General features: G+C 64.0%; 15 protein-coding genes and 4 pseudogenes. 12 read left to right on the top strand and 7 right to left on the bottom strand.

Translation table 11 applies throughout. The features are described 5' to 3' along the window. Positions 1–12: 12 nt before the first annotated feature. The 9 genes and pseudogenes from tkt to ACTGJ9_RS33955 all read left to right on the top strand — a co-directional run bounded on the left by tkt (position 13) and on the right by ACTGJ9_RS33955 (position 9,501). The gene (gene tkt / locus ACTGJ9_RS33995; RefSeq protein ID WP_456674601.1) at positions 13–2,031 is read left to right on the top strand and encodes a transketolase; all 2,019 of its coding nucleotides are present in this window, start codon (positions 13–15) and stop codon (positions 2,029–2,031) included. Positions 2,032–2,048: 17 nt separating this feature from the next. Next, a pseudogene (gene fba / locus ACTGJ9_RS33990) lies at positions 2,049–3,133 on the top strand (class II fructose-bisphosphate aldolase). Positions 3,134–3,162: 29 nt separating this feature from the next. Continuing rightward, a pseudogene (locus ACTGJ9_RS33985) lies at positions 3,163–4,624 on the top strand (form I ribulose bisphosphate carboxylase large subunit). Between the two features lie 11 nt (positions 4,625–4,635). Beyond that, entirely contained in the window at positions 4,636–5,037 is a 402-nt protein-coding gene (locus tag ACTGJ9_RS33980; RefSeq protein WP_456674600.1) for a ribulose bisphosphate carboxylase small subunit, read from the top strand. A gap of 104 nt (positions 5,038–5,141) precedes the next feature. Continuing rightward, entirely contained in the window at positions 5,142–6,074 is a 933-nt protein-coding gene (gene cbbX, locus ACTGJ9_RS33975; protein ID WP_456674599.1) for a CbbX protein, read from the top strand. Further along, a complete protein-coding gene (gene rpe, locus ACTGJ9_RS33970; protein WP_456674598.1) occupies positions 6,071–6,751 on the top strand; it encodes a ribulose-phosphate 3-epimerase in 681 nt (226 codons plus the stop codon). Before cbbX ends, rpe begins: the two co-directional genes overlap by 4 nt. Before the next feature lie 171 nt (positions 6,752–6,922). After that, positions 6,923–7,129 (top strand): hypothetical protein, encoded by a 207-nt coding sequence (locus ACTGJ9_RS33965; RefSeq protein ID WP_456674597.1) that lies wholly within the window; start codon positions 6,923–6,925, stop codon positions 7,127–7,129. 192 nt (positions 7,130–7,321) lie between these two features. Then, a pseudogene (locus ACTGJ9_RS33960) lies at positions 7,322–8,857 on the top strand (Do family serine endopeptidase). A 281-nt stretch (positions 8,858–9,138) separates the two neighbouring features. After that, the gene (locus ACTGJ9_RS33955; protein ID WP_456674596.1) at positions 9,139–9,501 is read left to right on the top strand and encodes a hypothetical protein; all 363 of its coding nucleotides are present in this window, start codon (positions 9,139–9,141) and stop codon (positions 9,499–9,501) included. A 12-nt stretch (positions 9,502–9,513) separates the two neighbouring features. Here ACTGJ9_RS33955 and ACTGJ9_RS33950 read toward each other — a convergent pair whose 3' ends face one another. The 4 genes from ACTGJ9_RS33950 to ACTGJ9_RS33935 all read right to left on the bottom strand — a co-directional run bounded on the left by ACTGJ9_RS33950 (position 9,514) and on the right by ACTGJ9_RS33935 (position 10,835). Next, entirely contained in the window at positions 9,514–9,798 is a 285-nt protein-coding gene (locus ACTGJ9_RS33950; RefSeq protein WP_456674595.1) for a DUF6496 domain-containing protein, read from the bottom strand. Between the two features lie 72 nt (positions 9,799–9,870). Next, on the bottom strand, positions 9,871–10,065 hold the full coding sequence (locus ACTGJ9_RS33945; protein WP_456674594.1) for a DUF3072 domain-containing protein: 195 nt from the start codon (positions 10,063–10,065) through the stop codon (positions 9,871–9,873). 223 nt (positions 10,066–10,288) lie between these two features. Then, positions 10,289–10,537: a hypothetical protein gene (locus ACTGJ9_RS33940; RefSeq protein ID WP_456674593.1), complete on the bottom strand. Its 249-nt coding sequence runs from the start codon at positions 10,535–10,537 to the stop codon at positions 10,289–10,291. 94 nt (positions 10,538–10,631) lie between these two features. Next, the gene (locus ACTGJ9_RS33935) at positions 10,632–10,835 is read right to left on the bottom strand and encodes a hypothetical protein (RefSeq protein WP_456674592.1); all 204 of its coding nucleotides are present in this window, start codon (positions 10,833–10,835) and stop codon (positions 10,632–10,634) included. Between the two features lie 189 nt (positions 10,836–11,024). On the opposite strand from ACTGJ9_RS33935, the gene ACTGJ9_RS33930 reads away from it, so the two are divergent. Further along, positions 11,025–11,276 carry a hypothetical protein gene (locus ACTGJ9_RS33930; protein WP_456674591.1) on the top strand — a complete coding sequence of 84 codons (252 nt, stop codon included), beginning with the start codon at positions 11,025–11,027 and terminating at the stop codon, positions 11,274–11,276. Here ACTGJ9_RS33930 and ACTGJ9_RS33925 read toward each other — a convergent pair. Both ACTGJ9_RS33925 and ACTGJ9_RS33920 read right to left on the bottom strand, forming a co-directional pair. Beyond that, positions 11,273–12,764, bottom strand: a pseudogene (locus ACTGJ9_RS33925) (sensor histidine kinase). The gene ACTGJ9_RS33930 and the pseudogene ACTGJ9_RS33925 sit on opposite strands and share 4 nt — an antisense overlap. Positions 12,765–12,777: 13 nt before the next feature. Next, positions 12,778–19,074 carry a HAMP domain-containing protein gene (locus ACTGJ9_RS33920; RefSeq protein ID WP_456674590.1) on the bottom strand — a complete coding sequence of 2,099 codons (6,297 nt, stop codon included), beginning with the start codon at positions 19,072–19,074 and terminating at the stop codon, positions 12,778–12,780. A 279-nt stretch (positions 19,075–19,353) separates the two neighbouring features. Here ACTGJ9_RS33920 and ACTGJ9_RS33915 point away from each other — a divergent pair, with 279 nt between their 5' ends. Further along, entirely contained in the window at positions 19,354–19,650 is a 297-nt protein-coding gene (locus ACTGJ9_RS33915; RefSeq protein WP_456674589.1) for a hypothetical protein, read from the top strand. A gap of 5 nt (positions 19,651–19,655) precedes the next feature. Here the strand turns inward: ACTGJ9_RS33915 and ACTGJ9_RS33910 are convergent, their stop codons facing one another. Further along, the gene (locus tag ACTGJ9_RS33910) at positions 19,656–20,168 is read right to left on the bottom strand and encodes a DUF4142 domain-containing protein (protein ID WP_456674588.1); all 513 of its coding nucleotides are present in this window, start codon (positions 20,166–20,168) and stop codon (positions 19,656–19,658) included. Positions 20,169–20,264: 96 nt separating this feature from the next. Here ACTGJ9_RS33910 and ACTGJ9_RS33905 point away from each other — a divergent pair, with 96 nt between their 5' ends. Beyond that, complete coding sequence (locus tag ACTGJ9_RS33905; protein ID WP_456674587.1) at positions 20,265–20,459, top strand: hypothetical protein; 195 nt, start codon at positions 20,265–20,267, stop codon at positions 20,457–20,459. The last annotated feature ends 161 nt before the right edge of the window (positions 20,460–20,620 follow it).

Genomic DNA, 20,620 nt, shown 5'->3' with positions numbered 1-20,620 from the left:
GGGGAGAACCCGATGAACATCTCCGTCCACGCCGACGCCGATCTCACCGCGGTCGCGCACTCCGATCTCGCCAATGCGGTCCGCTTCCTCGCGGTCGACGCCATCGAGACCTCGCAGTCGGGTCATCCCGGCCTGCCGATGGGCATGGCCGATGTTGCGACCGTGCTGTTCTCGCGCTTTCTGAAGTTCGACTCGGCCCATCCCAATTGGCCGGACCGCGACCGATTCGTGCTCTCGGCCGGGCACGGCTCGATGCTGCTCTATGCGCTGCTGCATCTGACCGGTGGCGATGTCAGCCTCGACGACATCAAGGCGTTCCGGCAATGGGGCTCGAAGACGCCGGGGCATCCTGAATATGGCCACACGCCGGGCGTCGAGACCACGACCGGGCCGCTGGGGCAGGGCATCGCGACAGCCGTGGGTATGGCGCTCGCAGAGCGCATGGCCAATGCACGGCACGGCGACGGCCTTGTCGATCACTTCACCTATGTGATCGCCGGCGACGGCTGCCTCATGGAAGGGATCAGCCAGGAGGCGATCTCGCTCGCAGGTCACCTCCAGCTTGGCCGCCTGATCGTGCTGTTCGACGACAACGGCATCTCGATCGACGGACCGACGTCACTCGCGACCTCGGATGACCAGTTGGCGCGCTTCGCCGCATCCGGCTGGTCGGCGCGCCGCGTCGACGGGCACGATCCCGAGGCCGTTGCTCAGGCGATCGCAGAGGAACGTGAGAGCGCAAAGCCGTCGCTGATCGCCTGCCGCACCATCATTGGTTATGGCGCGCCGGACCGCCAAGGTACCGAGAAGGCGCATGGCGCGCCGCTCGGCACCGAGCAGACGGCGGCAGCGCGGCGGACGCTTGGGTGGGACTATCAGCCGTTCGTGGTGCCTGTCACGATCATGAAGGCGTGGCGGATGATCGGGCAGCGCGGGCAGGTCGATCGTCTCGCCTGGCTCGACCGTTACGAATGCGCGACGCCCGAGCAGCGCGACTTGTTCATCGAGGGCAAGCCGGTTGCCCTGCCGAACGCCTATGCCCAGGCCTCGGCGAAATTGCGCGAGTGCTTTGCCACCGAGCATCCAAAGCTTGCGACCCGGCAGGCCTCGCAACAGGTGCTCGATGCCATCGCGGGAACGATCCCCGGACTTGTTGGCGGCTCTGCGGATCTGACACATTCGAACCTGACGCATGTCAAAGTGCAGGCGCCGGTCCGACATGACGCGTTCGCCGGCGATTACATCCACTACGGCATCCGCGAGCACGGCATGGCGGCTGCGATGAATGGACTCGCACTGCATGGCGGCTTCATTCCGTATGGCGGCACGTTCCTCGCCTTCTCCGACTATAGCCGGCCGGCGGTCCGCCTTGCGGCCCTGATGCGGCTGCGCGTCATCCATGTGATGACCCACGACTCCATCGGCCTCGGCGAGGATGGTCCGACGCATCAGCCGGTCGAGCATCTCGCCGCGCTGCGCGTGATTCCGAATCTTCTGGTGTTCCGTCCCGCCGATGCGGTGGAGACGCTGGAAACCTGGGACTGCGCGCTCAAATCGGAGGATCGTCCGTCCGTGCTGTGCCTGTCGCGCCAGGCGTTGCCGACCTTCCGCAGTGATGTGCGCGGCAGGAACCGGGTCGCACGCGGCGCCTATGTGATTGTCTCGCCCGATGGCGGACGCGACGTGACGCTGATGGCGACCGGCTCGGAAGTTTCGATCGCGCTGGAAGCTGCGCGCCTGCTCGCGACCGAGCATGTCCGCGCTGCCGTCGTGTCGGCGCCGTGCTTCGTCCTGTTCGAGGAGCAACCGGACGACTATCGCGCCGCGGTTCTCGGCACGGCGCCGCGCGTCGGCATCGAGGCGGCAGTCGCCGGCGATTGGCATCGCTGGATCGGTGCTGACGGTGAGTTCGTCGGCATGCGCGGCTTTGGCGCGTCGGCGCCGGCACCGGTGCTCTACCGCGAATTCGGCATCACGCCGCAAAGCGTGGCGGAAGCCGCCCGGCGGGCGATCGCCCGCGCTCGCAAGTGATAACAGGAGGACTTGTCGTGGCCCGTATCACCCTTCGCCAGTTGCTCGATCACGCCGCCAGTCACGGGTACGCGGTGCCGGCGTTCAACATCAACAATATGGAGCAGGGCATTGCGATCATGCAGGCGGCGGCTGAAGTCGATGCACCCGTCATCATCCAGGCCTCTCGCGGTGCCCGCAGCTATGCCGGTGATCTCATGCTCTCGCACATGATCGACGCGCTGGAGCGGACCTATCCTGACATTCCGCTGTGCATGCACCAGGACCACGGCAACGACGAGGCCACCTGTGCCAGCGCCATCGCACATGGCTTCACCTCGGTGATGATGGACGGTTCGCTCGAGGCGGACGCGAAGACGGCGGCCGACTACGGCTATAACGTCGCGATTACCCGTCGCGTCGTCGATCTCGCGCATTGGGTCGGCGCCTCCGTCGAAGGCGAGCTCGGTGTGCTCGGTTCGCTCGAGCATGGTGGTGGTGAGCAGGAGGATGGGCACGGCGTCGAGGGCAAGGTCAGCCACGACCAGTTGCTGACCGATCCCGACCAGGCCGTCGACTTCGTTCGTGCCACCAAGGTCGATGCGCTCGCTATCGCAATGGGCACTTCGCATGGCGCCTATAAGTTCAGCCGCAAGCCGGATGGTGACATTTTGGCGATGCGGGTGGTCGAGGAGATCCATCGCCGGCTGCCGAACACACACCTCGTGATGCACGGTTCGTCATCGGTGCCGCAGCCGCTTCAGGACATGTTCAACCAGTTCGGCGGCGAGATGCCGCAGACCTGGGGGTGCCGGTGGAGGAGATCGTCCGCGGGATCAAGAGCGGCGTGCGCAAAGTCAATATCGATACGGATTGCCGGCTCGCCATGACTGCCGTGTTCCGCAAAGTCGCCGCGCAGAGCCGCAGCGAGTTCGATCCGCGCAAATTCCTGAAACCCGCGATGGATGCCATGCGGGAGCTCTGCCGCGATCGTTTCGAGCAGTTCGGCACCGCCGGCCATGCGAGCAGGATCAAGGTCGTTCCCTTGGGCGAGATGGCGCGGCGTTACCGCACTGGCGAGCTCGATCCCGGCATCGGCGCCAGCGAGCCGGTTGCAGCCTAATCATTCCGAGAGAAGAGCAGGAGAGAGCCATGAATGCACATGCAGGCACCGTCCGCGGCAAGGAGCGCTATCGATCGGGCACGATGGAATACGCGCGCATGGGCTATTGGGAGCCCGACTATGTGCCGAAGGACACCGACGTCATCGCACTGTTCCGCGTCACGCCGCAAGAGGGCGTCGACCCGATTGAGGCGTCGGCGGCCGTGGCCGGCGAATCCTCCACCGCGACCTGGACGGTGGTGTGGACCGATCGGCTGACCGCTGCCGAGAAGTATCGCGCCAAGTGCTATCGCGTCGATCCGGTGCCGGGCACGCCCTGGCTCGTACTTCGCCTACATCGCTTATGACCTCGACCTGTTCGAGCCGGGTTCGATCGCCAACCTGTCGGCGTCGATCATCGGCAACGTGTTCGGCTTCAAGCCGCTCAAGGCGCTGCGCCTGGAAGACATGCGCTTCCCGGTCGCGTATGTGAAGACATTCCAAGGCCCGGCGACCGGCATCGTGGTCGAGCGCGAGCGGCTCGACAAGTTCGGCCGGCCGTTGCTGGGCGCAACGGTCAAACCGAAACTGGGACTTTCGGGCCGCAACTACGGCCGCGTCGTCTACGAGGCGCTGAAGGGCGGGCTCGATTTCACCAAGGACGACGAGAACATCAACTCGCAGCCGTTCATGCACTGGCGCGACCGCTTCCTCTATTGCATGGAGGCGGTGAACCGCGCACAGGCAGCCTCCGGCGAGGTCAAGGGCACGTATCTCAACGTCACCGCGGGCACGATGGAGGACATGTACGAGCGCGCGGAGTTCGCGAAGGAGCTCGGGTCGTGCATCGTCATGATCGATCTCGTGATCGGCTACACCGCGATCCAGTCGATGTCGAAATGGGCGCGCCGCAACGACATGATCCTGCATCTGCACCGCGCCGGTCACTCGACCTATACGCGGCAGAAGAGCCACGGCGTGTCGTTCCGTGTCATCGCCAAATGGATGCGGTTGGCCGGCGTCGACCACATCCATGCCGGCACGGTGGTCGGCAAGCTCGAGGGCGATCCCAACACCACGCGCGGCTATTACGACGTCTGCCGCGAGGATTTTAACCCGACCAAGCTGGAGCATGGCCTGTTCTTCGACCAGTCCTGGGCGAGCCTCAACAAGATGATGCCGGTTGCCTCCGGCGGCATCCATGCCGGCCAGATGCACCAACTGCTCGATCTGCTCGGCGAGGACGTCGTGCTCCAATTCGGCGGCGGCACCATCGGCCATCCCATGGGCATTGCGGCCGGCGCGATCGCCAACCGCGTGGCGCTGGAAGCGATGATCCTCGCCCGCAACGAGGGCCGCGACTACGTCCATGAAGGCCCGGAGATCCTGGCCCGGGCGGCCGAGACTTGCACGCCGCTGAAGGCCGCGCTCGAGGTCTGGAAGGACGTCACCTTCAACTATCAATCCACCGACACGCCGGATTTCGTGCCAACCGCGCTCGAAACTGTCTAGGGAGACGCAACATGAAACTCACCCAGGGCTGCTTCTCGTTCCTGCCCGATCTTACCGACGATCAGATCACCAAGCAGGTGCAGTACTGCCTCGCCAATGGCTGGGCGGTGAACATCGAGTTCACCGACGACCCGCATCCCCGCAACACCTATTGGGAGATGTGGGGTCTACCGATGTTCGATCTTCAGGACGCTGCCGGCGTGATGATGGAGCTCGCGGAGTGTCGGCGGGTGTATGGCGACCGTTACATCCGCATCAGCGGCTTTGACGCCAGCCACGGCTGGGAGTCGGTGCGCATATCCTTTCTCGTCAACCGTCCACCGCAAGAAGCCGAGTTCGAGCTGGTGCGGCAGGAGGTTGGCGGCCGCGCGATCCGGTACAGCACCATACGCAAGGCCGCTGCCCACGCTTAGCAATAGCCATTCCTCTCCGCGCGGAGCACTCCCTGCTTCGTATCCTTGGCGGACCACTGCTTCGCCGCTCCCCTCGCGGCGAAGCTCTTTTCTTCGAGGTGCCCATGCTTGACGTTCCCCATGCAACGGCCGCCGAAGGCGGTGAAACCAATTTCGATCTCCGCAAGGAGGCCGAAGCGGCCGGAATCACCGAGACGCTGCAACAGCTCGAGCAGGAGCTGATCGGCCTGAAGCCGGTCAAGAACCGCGTGCGCCAGATCGCCTCGCTGCTGCTGATCGAGCGCATCCGCCAGCGTGCCGGCCTCGCATCAGCGCCGCCGACGCTGCACATGTCGTTCACCGGCAATCCCGGCACCGGCAAGACCACAGTGGCGTTGCGCATGGCAAAGATCCTGCACGGGCTCGGCTTCGTGCGGCGCGGGCAGGTGATCTCGGTGACGCGCGACGATCTTGTCGGGCAATATATCGGCCACACCGCCCCGAAGACGAAGGAGATCCTGAAGAAGGCGATGGGCGGCGTGCTCTTCATCGACGAGGCCTATTACCTGCACCGGCCCGACAACGAACGCGACTACGGCCAGGAAGCGATCGAGATCCTGCTCCAGGTGATGGAGAACCAGCGCGAAGACCTCGTGGTGATCCTCGCCGGCTATGGCGAGCGCATGACCAGCTTCTTCGCCTCCAATCCCGGCTTCCGCTCGCGTATTGCTCACCACATCGACTTCCCGGATTATGCGGAAGCCGAGCTGCTGGTCATCGCCGAGCTGATGCTGAAGGAGCGCGGCTACCGCCTCTCGGCGGCTGCGCGCGAAGCCTTCGAGAGCTACATCGCGTTGCGCCGAACCCAGCCGTTCTTCTCCAACGCCCGCTCGATCCGCAACGCGGTCGATCGCATTCGTCTGCGGCAGGCTGATCGCCTGGTGTCGGATCTCGATCGCATGCTCGACGTTGCCGCTCTCGAGACCATCGATCCGATCGACGTCCTGGCGAGCCGTGTCTTCAGCGGCGGTGCCGATGTGCGGAGTGCAAAGACATGACCAGGGAGATCATGATCGCTCCCTCGATCCTAGCGGCGGATTTCGCGCGCCTCGGCGAGGAGATCGCAGCGATCGATGCGGCCGGCGCCGACTGGATCCATTGCGACGTGATGGACGGGCACTTCGTGCCGAATATCAGCTTTGGCGCAGATGTCATCAGGGCGATCCGGCCGGTAACGAAGAAGGTCTTTGATGTGCATCTGATGATCGCGCCTGTCGATCCCTATCTGGAGGCGTTCGCGAAGGCGGAGGCCGATGTCATCACCGTCCATGCCGAGGCGGGCCCGCATCTGGACCGTTCGCTCCAGGCGATCCGCGCACTCGGCAAGAAGGCCGGCGTCAGCCTGTGTCCGGCGACCCCCGAAAGCGCGATCGAATATGTGCTGGATCGTCTCGATCTCGTGCTGGTGATGACGGTCAACCCTGGCTTCGGTGGCCAGTCCTTCCTCGAATCCCAGCTCGAGAAGATCAGGCGCATTCGAAGCATGATCGGCGAGCGGCCGATCCGTCTCGAGGTCGATGGTGGCGTCACGCGGGACAATGCCGCCGCGGTTGCCGCGGCCGGCGCGGATACGCTCGTGGCGGGTTCCGCAGTGTTCCGCGGCGGGCGCAATGCCGATTATGGCGCCAACATCGCGGCCATTCGCGGTGCCGCGGAAGCGAAGAGATCGGGCTGATCATCCATCGCGGTTCCAGAGTCCCTCGACAGGAACCAATGTGCGGCTGCAGGCTTCCTGAAAGTTAACCCAGATTAAGCCGGCTGTGCGCGCAAGAACGTTTTGCATAGCCGCCATCGACCTGACGCAAATCAGGGTTAATAAGCCCGGGTGAATGCGAGGGAGGGTCTCATGGAGAACGTACGTCGCTACCGCGCGCTGGCGTCCCTCTGTCGCCAGCAGGCAGCCTATCGGCCGCTCCAGAATTGGCAGCTGCTCGGTCAGGCCGAGCATTTCGAATATCTCGCCGAGACTGCGTTGAAGGCGCATTTCGATGCGTGCAATGCGCAACGCGAAGATGAGGCCGTCGCGGCATGGGAGCATCCCGCCGCGGCCTAGAGCGCTATAACCGTAACTCCTCAGAAAACTGCTCGCGGGCTCGTTACGCAGGGGGACGTCCGTGTCGAGAATTTGGCTTGCGACGGACGGCCGCAGTTACTTTGCCTAGATTTAATCGCGTGGACGGGACGTCGTAAGGTGACGATGTCCATGTTGGGTGCAAGGCGACTTACCCAACATGGAGAATTCGACATGATTGATCGCGTCAATTCCGACACCGCCAAGGCCCGAAAAATTCTGAAGCCGCGCCGGCTTGCACTGCTCGGCACCGTGGCCGCGCTCGGCGTGGCCTTGCTGGCTGCTTCTCCCGCTTCGACGCATTTCGGCGTGAACTCTCATCTCGCCTGCGCACGCGGCTGACAGCGCCGCGACGCCGCCGGGCTTCGGCGATCTCGTCAGCAAGGTCAAGCCCGCCGTCATCTCGGTGCGGGTGAAGATCGACCAGGACAACGACAAGAGCGCGATGCTGCAACAGAACCGGATGGATTCGGACGGGGATTCTCCGTTCGACCAGTTCTCGCGGCAGTTCGGCTTCCCGGGCATGAACGGCATGCCGCGCCAACACCACCAGGTGATTACGGGCGAGGGCTCCGGCTTCTTCATCTCGGCCGACGGCTACGCCGTGACCAACAACCATGTCGTCGACCATGCAGAGTCGGTGCAGGTGACGACGGACGACGGCACGATCTACACCGCGAAGGTCGTCGGCACCGATCCGAAGACCGACCTCGCGCTGATCAAGGTCGACGGCAAGAAGGACTTCCCGTTCGTGAAATTCTCCGACCAGAAGCCGCGGATCGGCGACTGGGTGGTCGCGGTCGGCAATCCCTTCGGCCTCGGCGGCACCGTGACGGCCGGCATCGTTTCGGCCAGCGGCCGCGACATCGGCAACGGTCCCTATGACGATTTCATCCAGATCGATGCGCCCATCAACAAGGGCAATTCCGGCGGTCCGGCGTTCGACATGAACGGCAACGTGATCGGCGTGAACACCGCAATCTTCTCGCCCTCGGGCGGCTCGGTCGGTATCGGCTTCGATATTCCGTCCTCGACCGCGAAGCTCGTGATCGCGCAGCTCAAGGACAAGGGCGCGGTCACCCGCGGCTGGCTCGGCGTGCAGGTGCAGCCGGTGACGGCGGAGATTGCCGACAGTCTCGGCCTGAAGGCGGCGCGCGGCGCAATCGTCGACAACCCGCAGGAAGGCAGCCCGGCGGCGAAGGCCGGCATCGAGGCGGGCGATGTCATCACCGCGGTCAACGGCACCGCGATCAAGGATTCCGCGATCTCGCCCGCACCATCGCCACGCTGGCGCCGGGCACGTCCGTGAAGCTCGACATCCTCCACAAGGGCGACACCAAGACGGTGACGCTGGCGCTCGGTGAATTGCCGAACGAACGGCAGGCCCAAGGAAGCGGCAACACTGACGAGGGCAAGATGCAGCAGGCCCCCGGCACGCCGCGCCTCGGCCTCAGCCTGGCGCCGGCCGGCGACGTCCAGGGCGCAGGCCAGAAGGGCGTCGTGGTCACCGAGGTTGACCCGCAGGGTCCGGCTGCGCAGCGCGGCATCCAAACCGGCGACGTCATCCTCAATGTCGGCGGCAAGGCTGTCGCCAATGTCGGCGATGTCCGCTCCGAGTTGGCGCAGGCCAAATCGTCCGGAAAGAAGAGCGTGCTGCTGCAGGTGAAGACTGCAGAGGCGACCCGGTTCATCGCGGTGCCGCTCGCCTGATCGCGACTCTTGGCCTCGGCGGCAAATTCAAAAGGCGGCCTGCGGGCCGCCTTTTTCGCGCGCAGCTTTCGAGATACCCACAGGCCGCCGATAACATTCTCGTTAACGGCAGCAATGATGACGGTTTCGTCCGAAAAAGCCGCGTTCGCTCGTCAGACTTTGCCATCGCGTCGTGTGCCTTGGCGGCAATGAAGCCGCCGAGGCAAATTGCTGGAGTGGAACTTCGGACGTCCGGCCGCTTTGTGGAACCGGCCGGTGGTTCGCATTTGATCGGTGCCGACATGGATCGATTGAAGCTCTCGCTGAAGCTTGCGCTGCTCGCAGCGCCTCTTTTGCTGTCGACCGGAAGCGCCCTGGGGCGCGATGACGGCCGCTTCGCCGACTCGCCGTTAAAGCCGTGGTTCGACAGCCTGCGCAGCCATCTCGGTCCGTGCTGTTCGGACGCCGACGGCGTTGCCGTGGCGGATCCTGACTGGGACTCGCACAATGGGCACTACAGAGTCCGTCTTGACGGGGAATGGATCGAGGTCCCCGACGAAGCCGTGATCACCGAGCCGAACCGCGCCGGGCGCACCATGGTCTGGCCGGTCAAGACAGCGTTTGGCGTTTCGATCCGCTGCTTCATGCCCGGCACGATGATCTGACGCCGGTCAGCGTCACCGCTTGGCGGATTTGCGCTTCGAGCTCTTCTTCGTCGTCTTCTTCTTTTTCTTTGTCGTCTTTTTGGACGTCTTTCGCTTCGAAGCCTTCTTCGGGACCTTCTTGCCCTTCTTGCGCGCTTCCGAGAGGCCGATCGCGATCGCCTGCTTGCGGCTCTTCACGCGACCTCCGCGACCGCCCCGTCCGCTCTTCGCAGTCCCCTTCTTGTAGCGCCGCATCTCTCGTTCGACATCACTGCCGGCGCTGCGTGAGTAGCGGCGTTTTTTTGCCTTGCGTGCCATTCACTCTCTCCGTTGGCCTCGGAAGAGAAACAGGAGTGCTGACGCAACGTTCAAAGGCGCCGGCCGCGAGCCTCAGAACGAGTTCGCGAGTTCAATCTCCGCCTCCAGCACCTGAATGCGGCGCGCGGCTTCGGCAGAGGACAGACCGCGATCGTATTGCGCGGGCTGGTAGGCCTCTTCACTCAGCCGCTTCAGCCGCAGCCCCTGCGCCCGGGTCATCTGCTCCATGAGAAAAGCTTTGGCGTCGTATTTATGCTGAACCTGCATGTGCGCTCTCCATTCTGAATTCGTGGCTTGACTATATGTTCTCATTTTGTTCTAACAAGACGTGGACGGCAGAATCAATGAAATTCGACGTAAAATCAGCGCCTTGAGGCTTGATATAGCCGGTGTCGAGGCGTCGGTGCGTAATCTTCTCTTAGGAGCGGTCCCCCACGCAACGAAAAGCCCCGCGTCGTAGCGGGGCTTTTTTTATGCGATGAGCTTGCGCCTACTTGCTCATCCCGTTCTGAGGCTTGGTCATGCTCCCGCCGTGGTCGCTGCCAGGGCCGGCACCGCCTTGGCCGGAGGCGTCGGGGGCTGTCGTCTTCATGTTCGCGCCCGTCGTGGTCTGCGACGTGGGCGCAGCTTGCGAGGTCGAGGAGTGGTGCTTCTTGTGAGATTTCGCCTCCGCCGCAAACGGCGCGGCGGCGAGGCCGGTTGCCAACATCACGGCGAGGGCGAGCTTGGTCGTCTTCATGTGAGGGAACTCCCTGAGTTGAATTGACGCAGGCAGCCAACCGCTATTCGCCGCGGGAGTTCCGAGCAATACGTCGGATTGCGCTTCACGCGCTTCAAGATTCCTTGTCTTCGTTCAGGATGAACACGACTCCCGTCAGGGCGGCACCGATCGCAAACGTCGTCGCCATCGTGCCGACAAAGACGAAGGCTGCCGCACGGCCGCCGTGGTTCACCAATTCTGCGACCGCAGGATTGGCCAGAATAAGTGCGAGCGTGAACGCCAGACCGAGTGCAGCGCCCATCATCGCATGCGTCATCAGTTTGATGATGCCGGTGGGAGAGATCAGACTGGACGACCTATTTGGCGACCTATTTGGCGACTTTTTTGCGCGCATGGAACTGCCGATCGATCTGCCATGCAAACGCCGGCCACAATCGAGGGTTCCGTCCGGATGAAGGATTTGTCATCCCCCGCTTCATCGGGCGTTCATGCCGACCTTGCGAGGATGAACGGCATCAACACGGGAACATTCGATATGGGCAAGGTAGTCTTTCTCTATCGCTCGTTGGCCTATCGTAACGCGGCGGCCGACATGTTGCGCAAGGCACGCAAGCTGCCGCGCGGTGCGGAGCGCAGCGCCGCCCGCCGCTACGCGACGGCGTTGCGCGATCTCGCGCAAACGGAAGCCTGGCTCGAAGGGCGTATCGCCGATGAACCGCGGCCGATGTTGCGGTTGAAGGTCGCCGCGTCGCGCTAACCCGACGCGCGCTGAAGTTCGGGAGAGGTGCTGGCCTCAAACTTCTCCTGCACCGCCGACGTTGCCGCGCTCTTGCGCGTCAACGGCACATCGAGACGGCACAACAGCCCCTCTGGACGCCAATCGAACTGCGCCTGTCCGCCGAGCTGGGATTGACACTGGCCAGCAGGCTTCTTGTGCCGAAGCCACGCGACTTCGGCGTCCTGACCAGCGGCCCTCCGGTCTCGTCCCACGTCAGGGTGAGGAGATCGTTCTCGGCTTGCCAGCCGATCGCAAGCCGCCCCGACCGGGTCGAGAGCGCGCCATATTTGGCGGAGTTGGTGAAGAGCTCGTGCAGCGCGAGCGCCAGTGTCTGGGCTGTCGCCGGCAGCAGCTGCACCGCGGGACCCGCGAGCTTGATCTGTCCGCCGAGCGAATAGGGCGCAAGCTCTTCCTCGATGAGCTTCGAGAGCTCGGCGCCCTGCCAGCTCGATAGCGACAGGATGGTGTGCACGCGCGCGAGCGCATTGATGCGCCCTCCACCGCATTAACGTAAGCCTTGACCCCGTCGGCGCGGGTGAGGCGCACGATCGACTGTGCCAGCGCCAGTGCGTTCTTGGCGCGGTGATCGACTTCGCGCGCCAGCAGGTTCTGCCGCTCCTCGGCGCGCTTGCGTTCGGTGATATCGACGGTGACGCCGCTCACCCGTACGACGCGACCGGTTGGATCCACAGTTGCGGCCGCCGTGCCGACGCACCAGCGCACATCGCCATCGGGGCGCACGATACGGAACTCCGTCTCGTAGGCGCGCGTGCCTGTGTTGAATTCGGCGACGGCCTTGGGCAGCTGATCGACGTCGTCGGGATGGAGCAGTGCCTGAACGTTGGCCGGGTTGACCTCGAAATTCTCGTGGCTCACGCCAAAGATGCGATATTGCCCCTCGTCCCACATCCAGTCGCCGGTGACCCAGTCCCAGTCCCAGGATCCCATCTTGCCGGCGGCGATTGCCATGCTGCGTCGCTCTTCGCTCTCGCGCAATTTTGCGGTGGAGTTCTCGAGCTCGGCGGTGCGGGCGCGGACGCGATCCTCGAGATCCTGGTTCAGCCGCTCGAGCTCGCGCGTCTTGCGATAGAGTTCAGCAAACACCTTGACCTTGGCGCGCAGCACCTCCGGAACGACAGGCACCGGCACGTAGTCGACGGCGCCCATCTCGTAGCCGCGCAACCGGTCGATGTCGCTGACTTGAATGGCCGAGATGAAGATCATCGCGGTCTTCTGGAAGCGCGGATGCTCGCGGATCATTGCCGCGAGCTCGAAGCCGTCGAGCTCGGGCATGCACACGTCGACCAGGATCACCGCGATCTCGGTCTTGAGCAGCACCTCCAGCGCCTCGCGGCCCGACGAGGCGATCACGAGATTCTCGCCGAGTTCCTTCAGGATCACCTCATAGGCGAGCAGCTTGGCCGGCTGGTCGTCGACGAGGAGGATATTGACCTTTTCGTGGTCCATTCTCGGATCCAACTCAGCGGTGCAGCCACATGCGGATCGCAAGCAGCAATTGATCGGTGTTGACGGGTTTGGCGAGGTAGTCGGACGCGCCGGCCTCCAGGCATTTTTCGCGATCGCCCTTCATCGCCTTCGCCGTCAGTGCGATGATCGGGAGGCGCAGGAACGCCGGATTTTCCCGGATCACGCCGATGGTCTGATACCCGTCCATCTGCGGCATCATGATGTCCATCAGCACGATGGCGATTTCCGGGTTGGATTCGACCAGCGTCACCGCCTCGCGGCCAGTGGTTGCCGTCAGCACCTTCATGCCACGCCGTTCCAGTACGCTCGACAGCGCGAAGATGTTGCGGGCATCGTCGTCGACGAGCAGCGCGGTCTTGCCGATCAAATCCTCATCGGAACTGTTGAGCTTCTCCAGCATCCGCTGCTTCTCGACCGGCAGCTCCGTGATCACGCGATGCAGGAACAGCGCGGTCTCGTCGAGCAGGCGTTCGGGCGATTCCACGCCCTTGACCACGATGCTGCGCGCCATGGTGTGGAGCTCCGCATCTTCTTCCGCGGAGAGCTCCCGGCCGGTGAACACCACCACCGGAATGTTCGACAGCGTATCGTCGCGACGGATCTGATCCAGCACCTCGAAGCCGCTCATATCGGGCAGCCGGAGGTCGAGCACGACGCAGTCGCAGGGCGCCTCGCGCAGCGTCGAGAGCGCGCCGGCGCCGGTGTCGGTGGTCACGATCTCGATGTCGTCGTGATGCAGCAGCTCGCGAATCGACAGCTGCTCGGCCTCGTTGTCCTCGACGATCAGGAGCCGCTTGCGCCGCGGCCGCGCATATTCCTTGATCTGCGCCAGCGCGGCGGCGACCCCTTCAGTCGTCGTCGGCTTGTTGACGAAGGAGAAGGCGCCGCGGGCCAGCGCATGCTGGCGGTCCTCGTCGAGCGTGATGATCTGCACGGGGATGTGGCGCGTCAGCGGGTTGTGCTTGAGCTGACTCAGCACAGTCCAGCCGAGCATGTCGGGCAGGAACACATCGAGTGAGACGGCCCTCGGCTGATACTGTTTTGCGAGTTCGAGCGCCTCTGCGCCGCGTGCGGCAACCAGAACCTTGAAACCCTTGTCACGCGCGAGGTCGATCAGGATGCGCGCATAATGCGGGTCGTCCTCGACGATCAAAAGGATGCTGTCGCCAGGCTCGAGATTGAGGCGGTCGTCGGGCAGTTGCTCGATGACGCGTTGCTGCTCCGGTGCGGCGGCCTGGAGTGCCGGCGGCTGGTTGTATGGTTGCGGCGCTGGTGCTGCGCGCGGTGCCAGCGTCGGACCGGAATATTTCAGCGGCAGATACAGCGTGAAGGTCGAGCCCTTGCCCGGGGCGCTGCGCAGGTGGATTTCTCCGCCGAGCAGGCTCGCGAGTTCGCGGCTGATGGCGAGGCCGAGGCCGGTGCCGCCGTATTTGCGGCTGGTGCCGGCGTCCGCCTGCTGGAATGCCTCGAAAATCAGCTTCTGCTTCTCCAGGGGAATCCCGATACCGGTATCGGAGACCTCGAAGGCGATTACGGCTGGTGCGGAGTTCAGCACAGGATGATCCGTGCCCCAACCCCCGAGCGCGCCGGCGACCTTCAATCGCACTTCGCCCTCGCCGGTGAACTTGAAGGCGTTGGAGAGCAGGTTCTTCAGCACTTGTTGCAGGCGCTTGGAGTCGGTGACGATGCTGCGTGCGAGGTTCGGATCGACGTCGATCTTGAACGACAGATTGCGGTTCTCCGCCTCGTGCCGGAACGGTCGCCCGACCGTCTCGAGCAGGTTGGCGGTGAGGATTTCCTCGGCATCCACCGTCACTGTGCCGGACTCGATCTTGGAGAGATCGAGAATGTCGCTGATGAGGTTCAGGAGGTCGGTGCCGGCGCCATGGATGGTGCGGGCGAATTCGACCTGCTTGGCGGAGAGATTGCCGTCCGGGTTGTCGGTGAGCTGCTGTCCGAGAATCAGGATCGAGTTCAGCGGCGTGCGCAGCTCGTGGCTCATGTTGGCCAGGAATTCGGACTTGTACTTCGAGGTCAGCGCGAGCTCGGTCGCCTTTTCCTCGAGCGCGCGGCGGGCCTGCTCGATTTCCTGGTTCTTGCGCTCGACCTCCACGTTGCGTTCCGCGAGCTGCTGCGCCTTCTGCTCGAGTTGGTCGTTGGTCTGCTGCAATTCACGCTGTTGGGTCTGCAGCTCGCCGGCGAGCTGCTGCGACTGCTTCAGCAGCCCTTCGGTCTGCATCGTCGCTTCGATCGAGTTGAGCACGATGCCGATGGAGTCGGTGAGCTGCTCCAGGAACGTCATCTGCGAGGTCGTGAACGAGGTGAGCGAGGCGAGCTCGATCACCGCCTTGACCTGGCCCTCGAACAGCACCGGCAACACCACGAGGTTCTTCGGCGCGACACGGAGCAGCGCCGAATTGATCGGCACTACGTCGGCGGGAATGTCGGAGACCACGCGCGGGCGCCGGTCAATCGCACACTGGCCGATCAGTCCATCGCCGAACGGAAGCACGCGCTGATAAGGATAAACGCCGTCGCCGGCATAGGAGGCGAGCAGCAGGAGTTGCGGATTATCCTCGTTCTCGACCTGGTAGATCACGCCGGTATGCGCGTTGACCAGCGGCGACAGCTCCGTCAGCAACAGCCGGCCGACGGTCGTGAGATCGCGCTGGCCCTGCAGCATGTTGGTGAATTTGGCGAGGTTGGTCTTCAGCCAGTCCTGCTCTGTGTTCACGTCCGTCGTCAGACGGAGATTCGTGATCATCGTGTTGATGTTGTCTTTGAGTTCGGCCACTTCGCCGCGGGCATCGACCTGGATCGACCGGGTCAAATCGCCCTTGGTCACGGCGGTCGCCACTTCGGCGATCGCGCGCACCTGCGAGGTGAGGTTGGCCGCGAGCAGGTTGACGTTGCCGGTGAGGTCCTTCCAGGTGCCGGCCGCACCGGGCACGTCGGCCTGACCACCCAGCCGTCCCTCGACGCCGACCTCGCGCGCCACCGACGTCACCTGGTCGGCGAAGGTCGCGAGCGTCTCGGTCATGTTGTTGATGGTATCGGCAAGTGCTGCGACCTCGCCCTTCGATTTCACGGTGAGGTTCTGCTTGAGGTCGCCGTTGGCGACCGCGGTCACCACCTTGACGATGCCGCGGACCTGCTCGGTCAGGTTCGCCGCCATGAAGTTGACGGTGTCGGTCAGGTCCTTCCAGGTGCCGGCCACACCGGGCACCTGCGCCTGACCGCCGAGCTCGCCTTCGGTGCCGACTTCGCGCGCAACGCGAGTGACTTCGCCGGCAAACGCGTTGAGCTGGTCGACCATCGTATTGATGGTGTTCTTGAGCTCGAGGATTTCGCCTTTCACGTCCACGGTGATTTTGCGGGACAAATCGCCGCGCGCCACGGCGGTGGTGACTTCGGCGATGTTGCGGACCTGCGTGGTGAGGTTCGCGGCGAGCAGGTTGACGTTGTCGGTGAGGTCCTTCCAGGTGCCGCCGACGCCGGGCACGACGGCCTGACCACCGAGCCGGCCTTCGGTGCCGACCTCGCGCGCCACGCGCGTTACTTCGGCCGCGAAGGAACGGAGCTGCTCGACCATCGTGTTCAGGGTGTCCTTCAGCAGCAGGATTTCGCCGCGCACGTCCACCGTGATCTTCTTCGACAAATCGCCGCCGGCGATCGCGGTTGCGACCTCGGCGATGTTGCGGACCTGGGCCGTCAGGTTCGAGGCCATGAAGTTAACGTTGTCGGTGAGGTCCTTCCAGGTGCCGGCAACACCGGGCACTTCGGCCTGGCCGCCGAGCTTGCCTTCGGTGCCGACCTCGCGCGCGACGCGCGTCACTTCGCCGGCGAAACCGTTGAGCTGGTCCACCATGGTGTTGATGGTGTTTTTGAGCTCGAGGATTTCGCCTTTCACGTCCACGGTGATCTTGCGTGACAAGTCGCCGCGCGCCACTGCGGTGGTCACTTCGGCGATGTTGCGGACCTGGGCCGTGAGATTGCCCGCCATCGAGTTCACGGAGTCGGTCAAATCCTTCCAGGTGCCGGCGACGCCCGGCACGTTGGCCTGACCGCCGAGCCGTCCTTCGGTGCCGACTTCGCGCGCGACGCGCGTCACCTCACCCGCGAAGCGGTTGAGCTGGTCGACCATCGTGTTCAGCGTGTCCTTGAGCTGAAGGATCTCGCCACGGACGTCCACCGTAATCTTGCGTGACAGGTCGCCGCCGGCGATGGCGGTTGCGACCTCGGCGATGTTGCGGACCTGGGCCGTCAGGTTGCCCGCCATCGAGTTCACGTTGTCGGTGAGATCCTTCCAGGTGCCGGCGACGCCCGTCACCTGGGCCTGGCCACCAAGCTTGCCCTCGGTGCCGACCTCGCGCGCGACGCGGGTGACTTCGCCGGCGAAGGCGTTGAGCTGGTCGACCATGGTGTTGAGCGTTTCCTTCAGCTGAAGGATTTCGCCCGAGACGTTCACCGTGATCTTTTTGGACAGGTCGCCCTTGGCCACCGCGGTCGCGACCTCGGCGATATTGCGGACCTGACCGGTCAGGTTCGAGGCCATCGAGTTGACGCTGTCCGTCAAATCCTTCCAGGTGCCGGCGACGCCGCGCACCTGGGCCTGGCCGCCGAGCTTGCCTTCGGTGCCGACCTCGCGCGCGACACGGGTGACTTCGCCGGCGAAGGCATTGAGCTGGTCCACCATGGTGTTGATGGTGTCCTTCAGCTCAAGGATTTCGCCGCGGACGTCCACGGTAATTTTCTTGGACAAGTCGCCGCCGGCGACCGCCGTCGTCACCTCGGCGATGTTGCGAACCTGCGCGGTCAGGTTCGACGCCATCGAGTTGACGCTTTCCGTGAGGTCCTTCCAGGTGCCGGCGACGCCGAGCACGTTGGCCTGGCCGCCGAGCCGGCCTTCGGTGCCGACCTCGCGGGCGACGCGGGTGACTTCGCCGGCGAAGGCATTGAGCTGGTCCACCATGGTGTTGAGCGTTTCCTTCAGCTGAAGGATCTCGCCCGAGACGTTCACCGTAATCTTCTTCGACAAGTCGCCGCCTGCGATTGCAGTGGCGACGTCGGCGATGTTGCGGACCTGCGCCGTCAGGTTCGACGCCATGAAGTTGACGTTGTCGGTGAGATCCTTCCAGGTGCCGGCGACGCCGGGCACCTGCGCCTGGCCGCCGAGCTTGCCTTCGGTGCCGACTTCGCGCGCCACGCGCGTCACTTCGGAGGCGAACGAGTTCAGCTGGTCCACCATGGTGTTGATGGTGTCCTTCAGCTCCAGGATTTCGCCGCGCACGTCCACTGTGATCTTGCGGGACAAGTCGCCGCGCGCCACGGCGGTGGTTACGTTGGCGATGTTGCGGACCTGTGCGGTGAGGTTGCCGCACATCGCGTTCACGGAGTCAGTCAAATCCTTCCAGGTGCCGGCGACACCGGGAACGATGGCCTGGCCGCCGAGCTTGCCGTCGGTGCCGACCTCGCGCGCGACGCGCGTCACTTCGGAGGCGAAGGAGCGGAGCTGGTCCACCATCGTGTTGATGGCTTCCTTGAGCTGCAGGATCTCGCCGCGGACGTCGACGGTGATCTTCTTGGACAAGTCGCCGTTGGCCACCGCGATCGTCACCTCGGCGATGTTGCGAACCTGGTTGGTCAGGTTATTCGCCATCGAGTTGACGCTCTCGGTCAGGTCCTTCCAGACGCCGGTCACCTCAGGCACCTGGGCCTGGCCGCCGAGCTTGCCTTCGGTACCGACCTCGCGCGCGACGCGCGTCACCTCGGAGGTGAATACGCCGAGCTGCTTGATCATCGTGTTGACGATGGTCGCCGATTGCAGGAATTCGCCGCGCAGCGGGCGGCCCTCGACGTCGAGCTTGACCGTCTGCAGCAGGTCGCCCTGCGCCACGGCTGCGACCGCGCGGGTCACCTCGCGCGTCGGCCACAGCAGGTCGTCGATCAGCGTGTTGACGGAGCCTTCCATGTCGGCCCAGGAGCCCGAGGCGAGGCCGAACTTCACGCGCTGGCGGGTCTTGCCTTCGCGTCCCACCACCTGGCCGACCAGCTCGAGCTGCTGTGCCATCCGCTGGTTGGCGGCGATGATTTCGTTAAAGGTGTCCGCGATCTTGCCGTCGATGCCGAGATAGTCGCCGCTCATCCGCACCGAAAAATCGCCGCTGCGCATGGCGTGGAGCGCGAGCAGCAATTCCGGCCGGGAATCCGGATCCGACATACCGTTGGGTTTTGGTTTTGGGACGCGACGACCGGAGCGTGATGCTGTTCCGGGATCGAGGTCGCTCATACTGATTCCCCCGCAGGCGTCGGCCAGATCTGAGGCGTGACGCGACTTTCAAAATAGAGCGTCAGCCTAATTCGAAATCAAGCGCCAAGGTTGCGACGCGAGGATTGGAACATGCCGTGCTCAGCCCGACCGAGCTAACGGCGAAGGCTGACGAGAGTTCCATCCGGCTACCCAAAATTCTGCTCCAAAGTGGCGTTCCAAATTCAGGAACTCCCGGCCATAGCTTAGGGAACACGCGGCACACCCCGAAGTTAGCCCGTAAACACAGGGAGAGCGCATATGAAGGCCGGATTAACCGTGTTCATCGCCGCATTATTCGCCACCGGCTCGGCGCTGGCGCAGGCTGGGGCGCCGAGCGGGCGCGGAGCCGCGACCGGCGATCCCGCCGCAAGCTCCGCCACCCCGCATGCGGGCTCGCAGACCACGGGGACCGCCGCCAAGTCAAACCCCAGCGGCAGCGGCACTTCGACCTCGGGCGGGAAAGATGCTAATGGAGATGCCGGCCGGGACAAGATGCCCGACAGCGACCGTACCGTCAGGCCGATGGACCAGCAGCATCATCCGCAGGACAAGTAGGGCTGCTACTTGTCGGCCATGGTGCGCTCGGCGTCCTTCAACTGCGTGCGCAGCACCGGCAGGTGCTCATGGGCGAAGGCGGCGAGCGCGGCGTTGTCAGGCGTCCTCAGATAGCGCTCGAGCAAGGTGATCGCGGATTCGTATTCGGCAATCTGCGCCGCATAGAAGCTTCGGACATAGGCCGGCCCATCCGTATCATCGGGCTTAGCGAGGCTGATGCCGGCTGAATTCGTCTTGCTCACGCGCGGCGCGGCGCCGATTGCGTCCTGAATCTCCTTCAGCGCCTTGTCGCGCTTGGCTGCCTCTTCGGCGCGCAAGGCGGCAAGGTTCTTGACCTCCGCATTGCCGTTCAGATCGGTGCTCTCCAGCAGGCCCTGCTGGAAGCGGCTGAAGGCGTAAAGGCCGCTGATGACGTCCGTCGCGTCAGGCGCGCGAGCGCCGCGCACCTGCTCGCCGGTGCTGTCCGCAAGAGCTGCGCCGCCGATGAAGGCCAGGACGATCGCGACAAATATCCGCATGAAGATCCAATGACTTGGAACGTGCGAAGTTCCGGCGGAGGTTACGATCAAGTAAGGGCGGTTGCAGGGCGGGGGTTCCATGCCCACGTCTTACCCATGAAACAGTCTGACATCTTCAGGGACAACGCCGAGAACTGCCTGCAATTGGCCGAGCGCTCGGAAGGGCAACCCGCCTATAATCGCTATTCGCGCATGGCGGATGCCTGGACCGCCTTGGCGGAAGAACAGGACTGGCTCGATGGCGAAGTCCCGCCCGTTAAGGTCAGCATCCTGCAAAGCCAGAGTGCCTGACCGCTCGCGTTTTTCGTGAGTCCCCGTGAGACCGCTGACGGAATGGCCGGCACCAGTTCGCCATCATCTCGGAATAATCGATCGCGTTGATTTCCAATTCCAGAAGGAGGTTTTGCGATGGCTCCGCGTCTGGCACTTTTCTCCTCATTCTCGCCTTTGGC

Source organism: Bradyrhizobium sp. RDM12, assembly GCF_051917485.1.
GTDB lineage: Bacteria > Pseudomonadota > Alphaproteobacteria > Rhizobiales > Xanthobacteraceae > Bradyrhizobium.
This window is presented reverse-complemented; position numbering and strand designations above follow the sequence as displayed.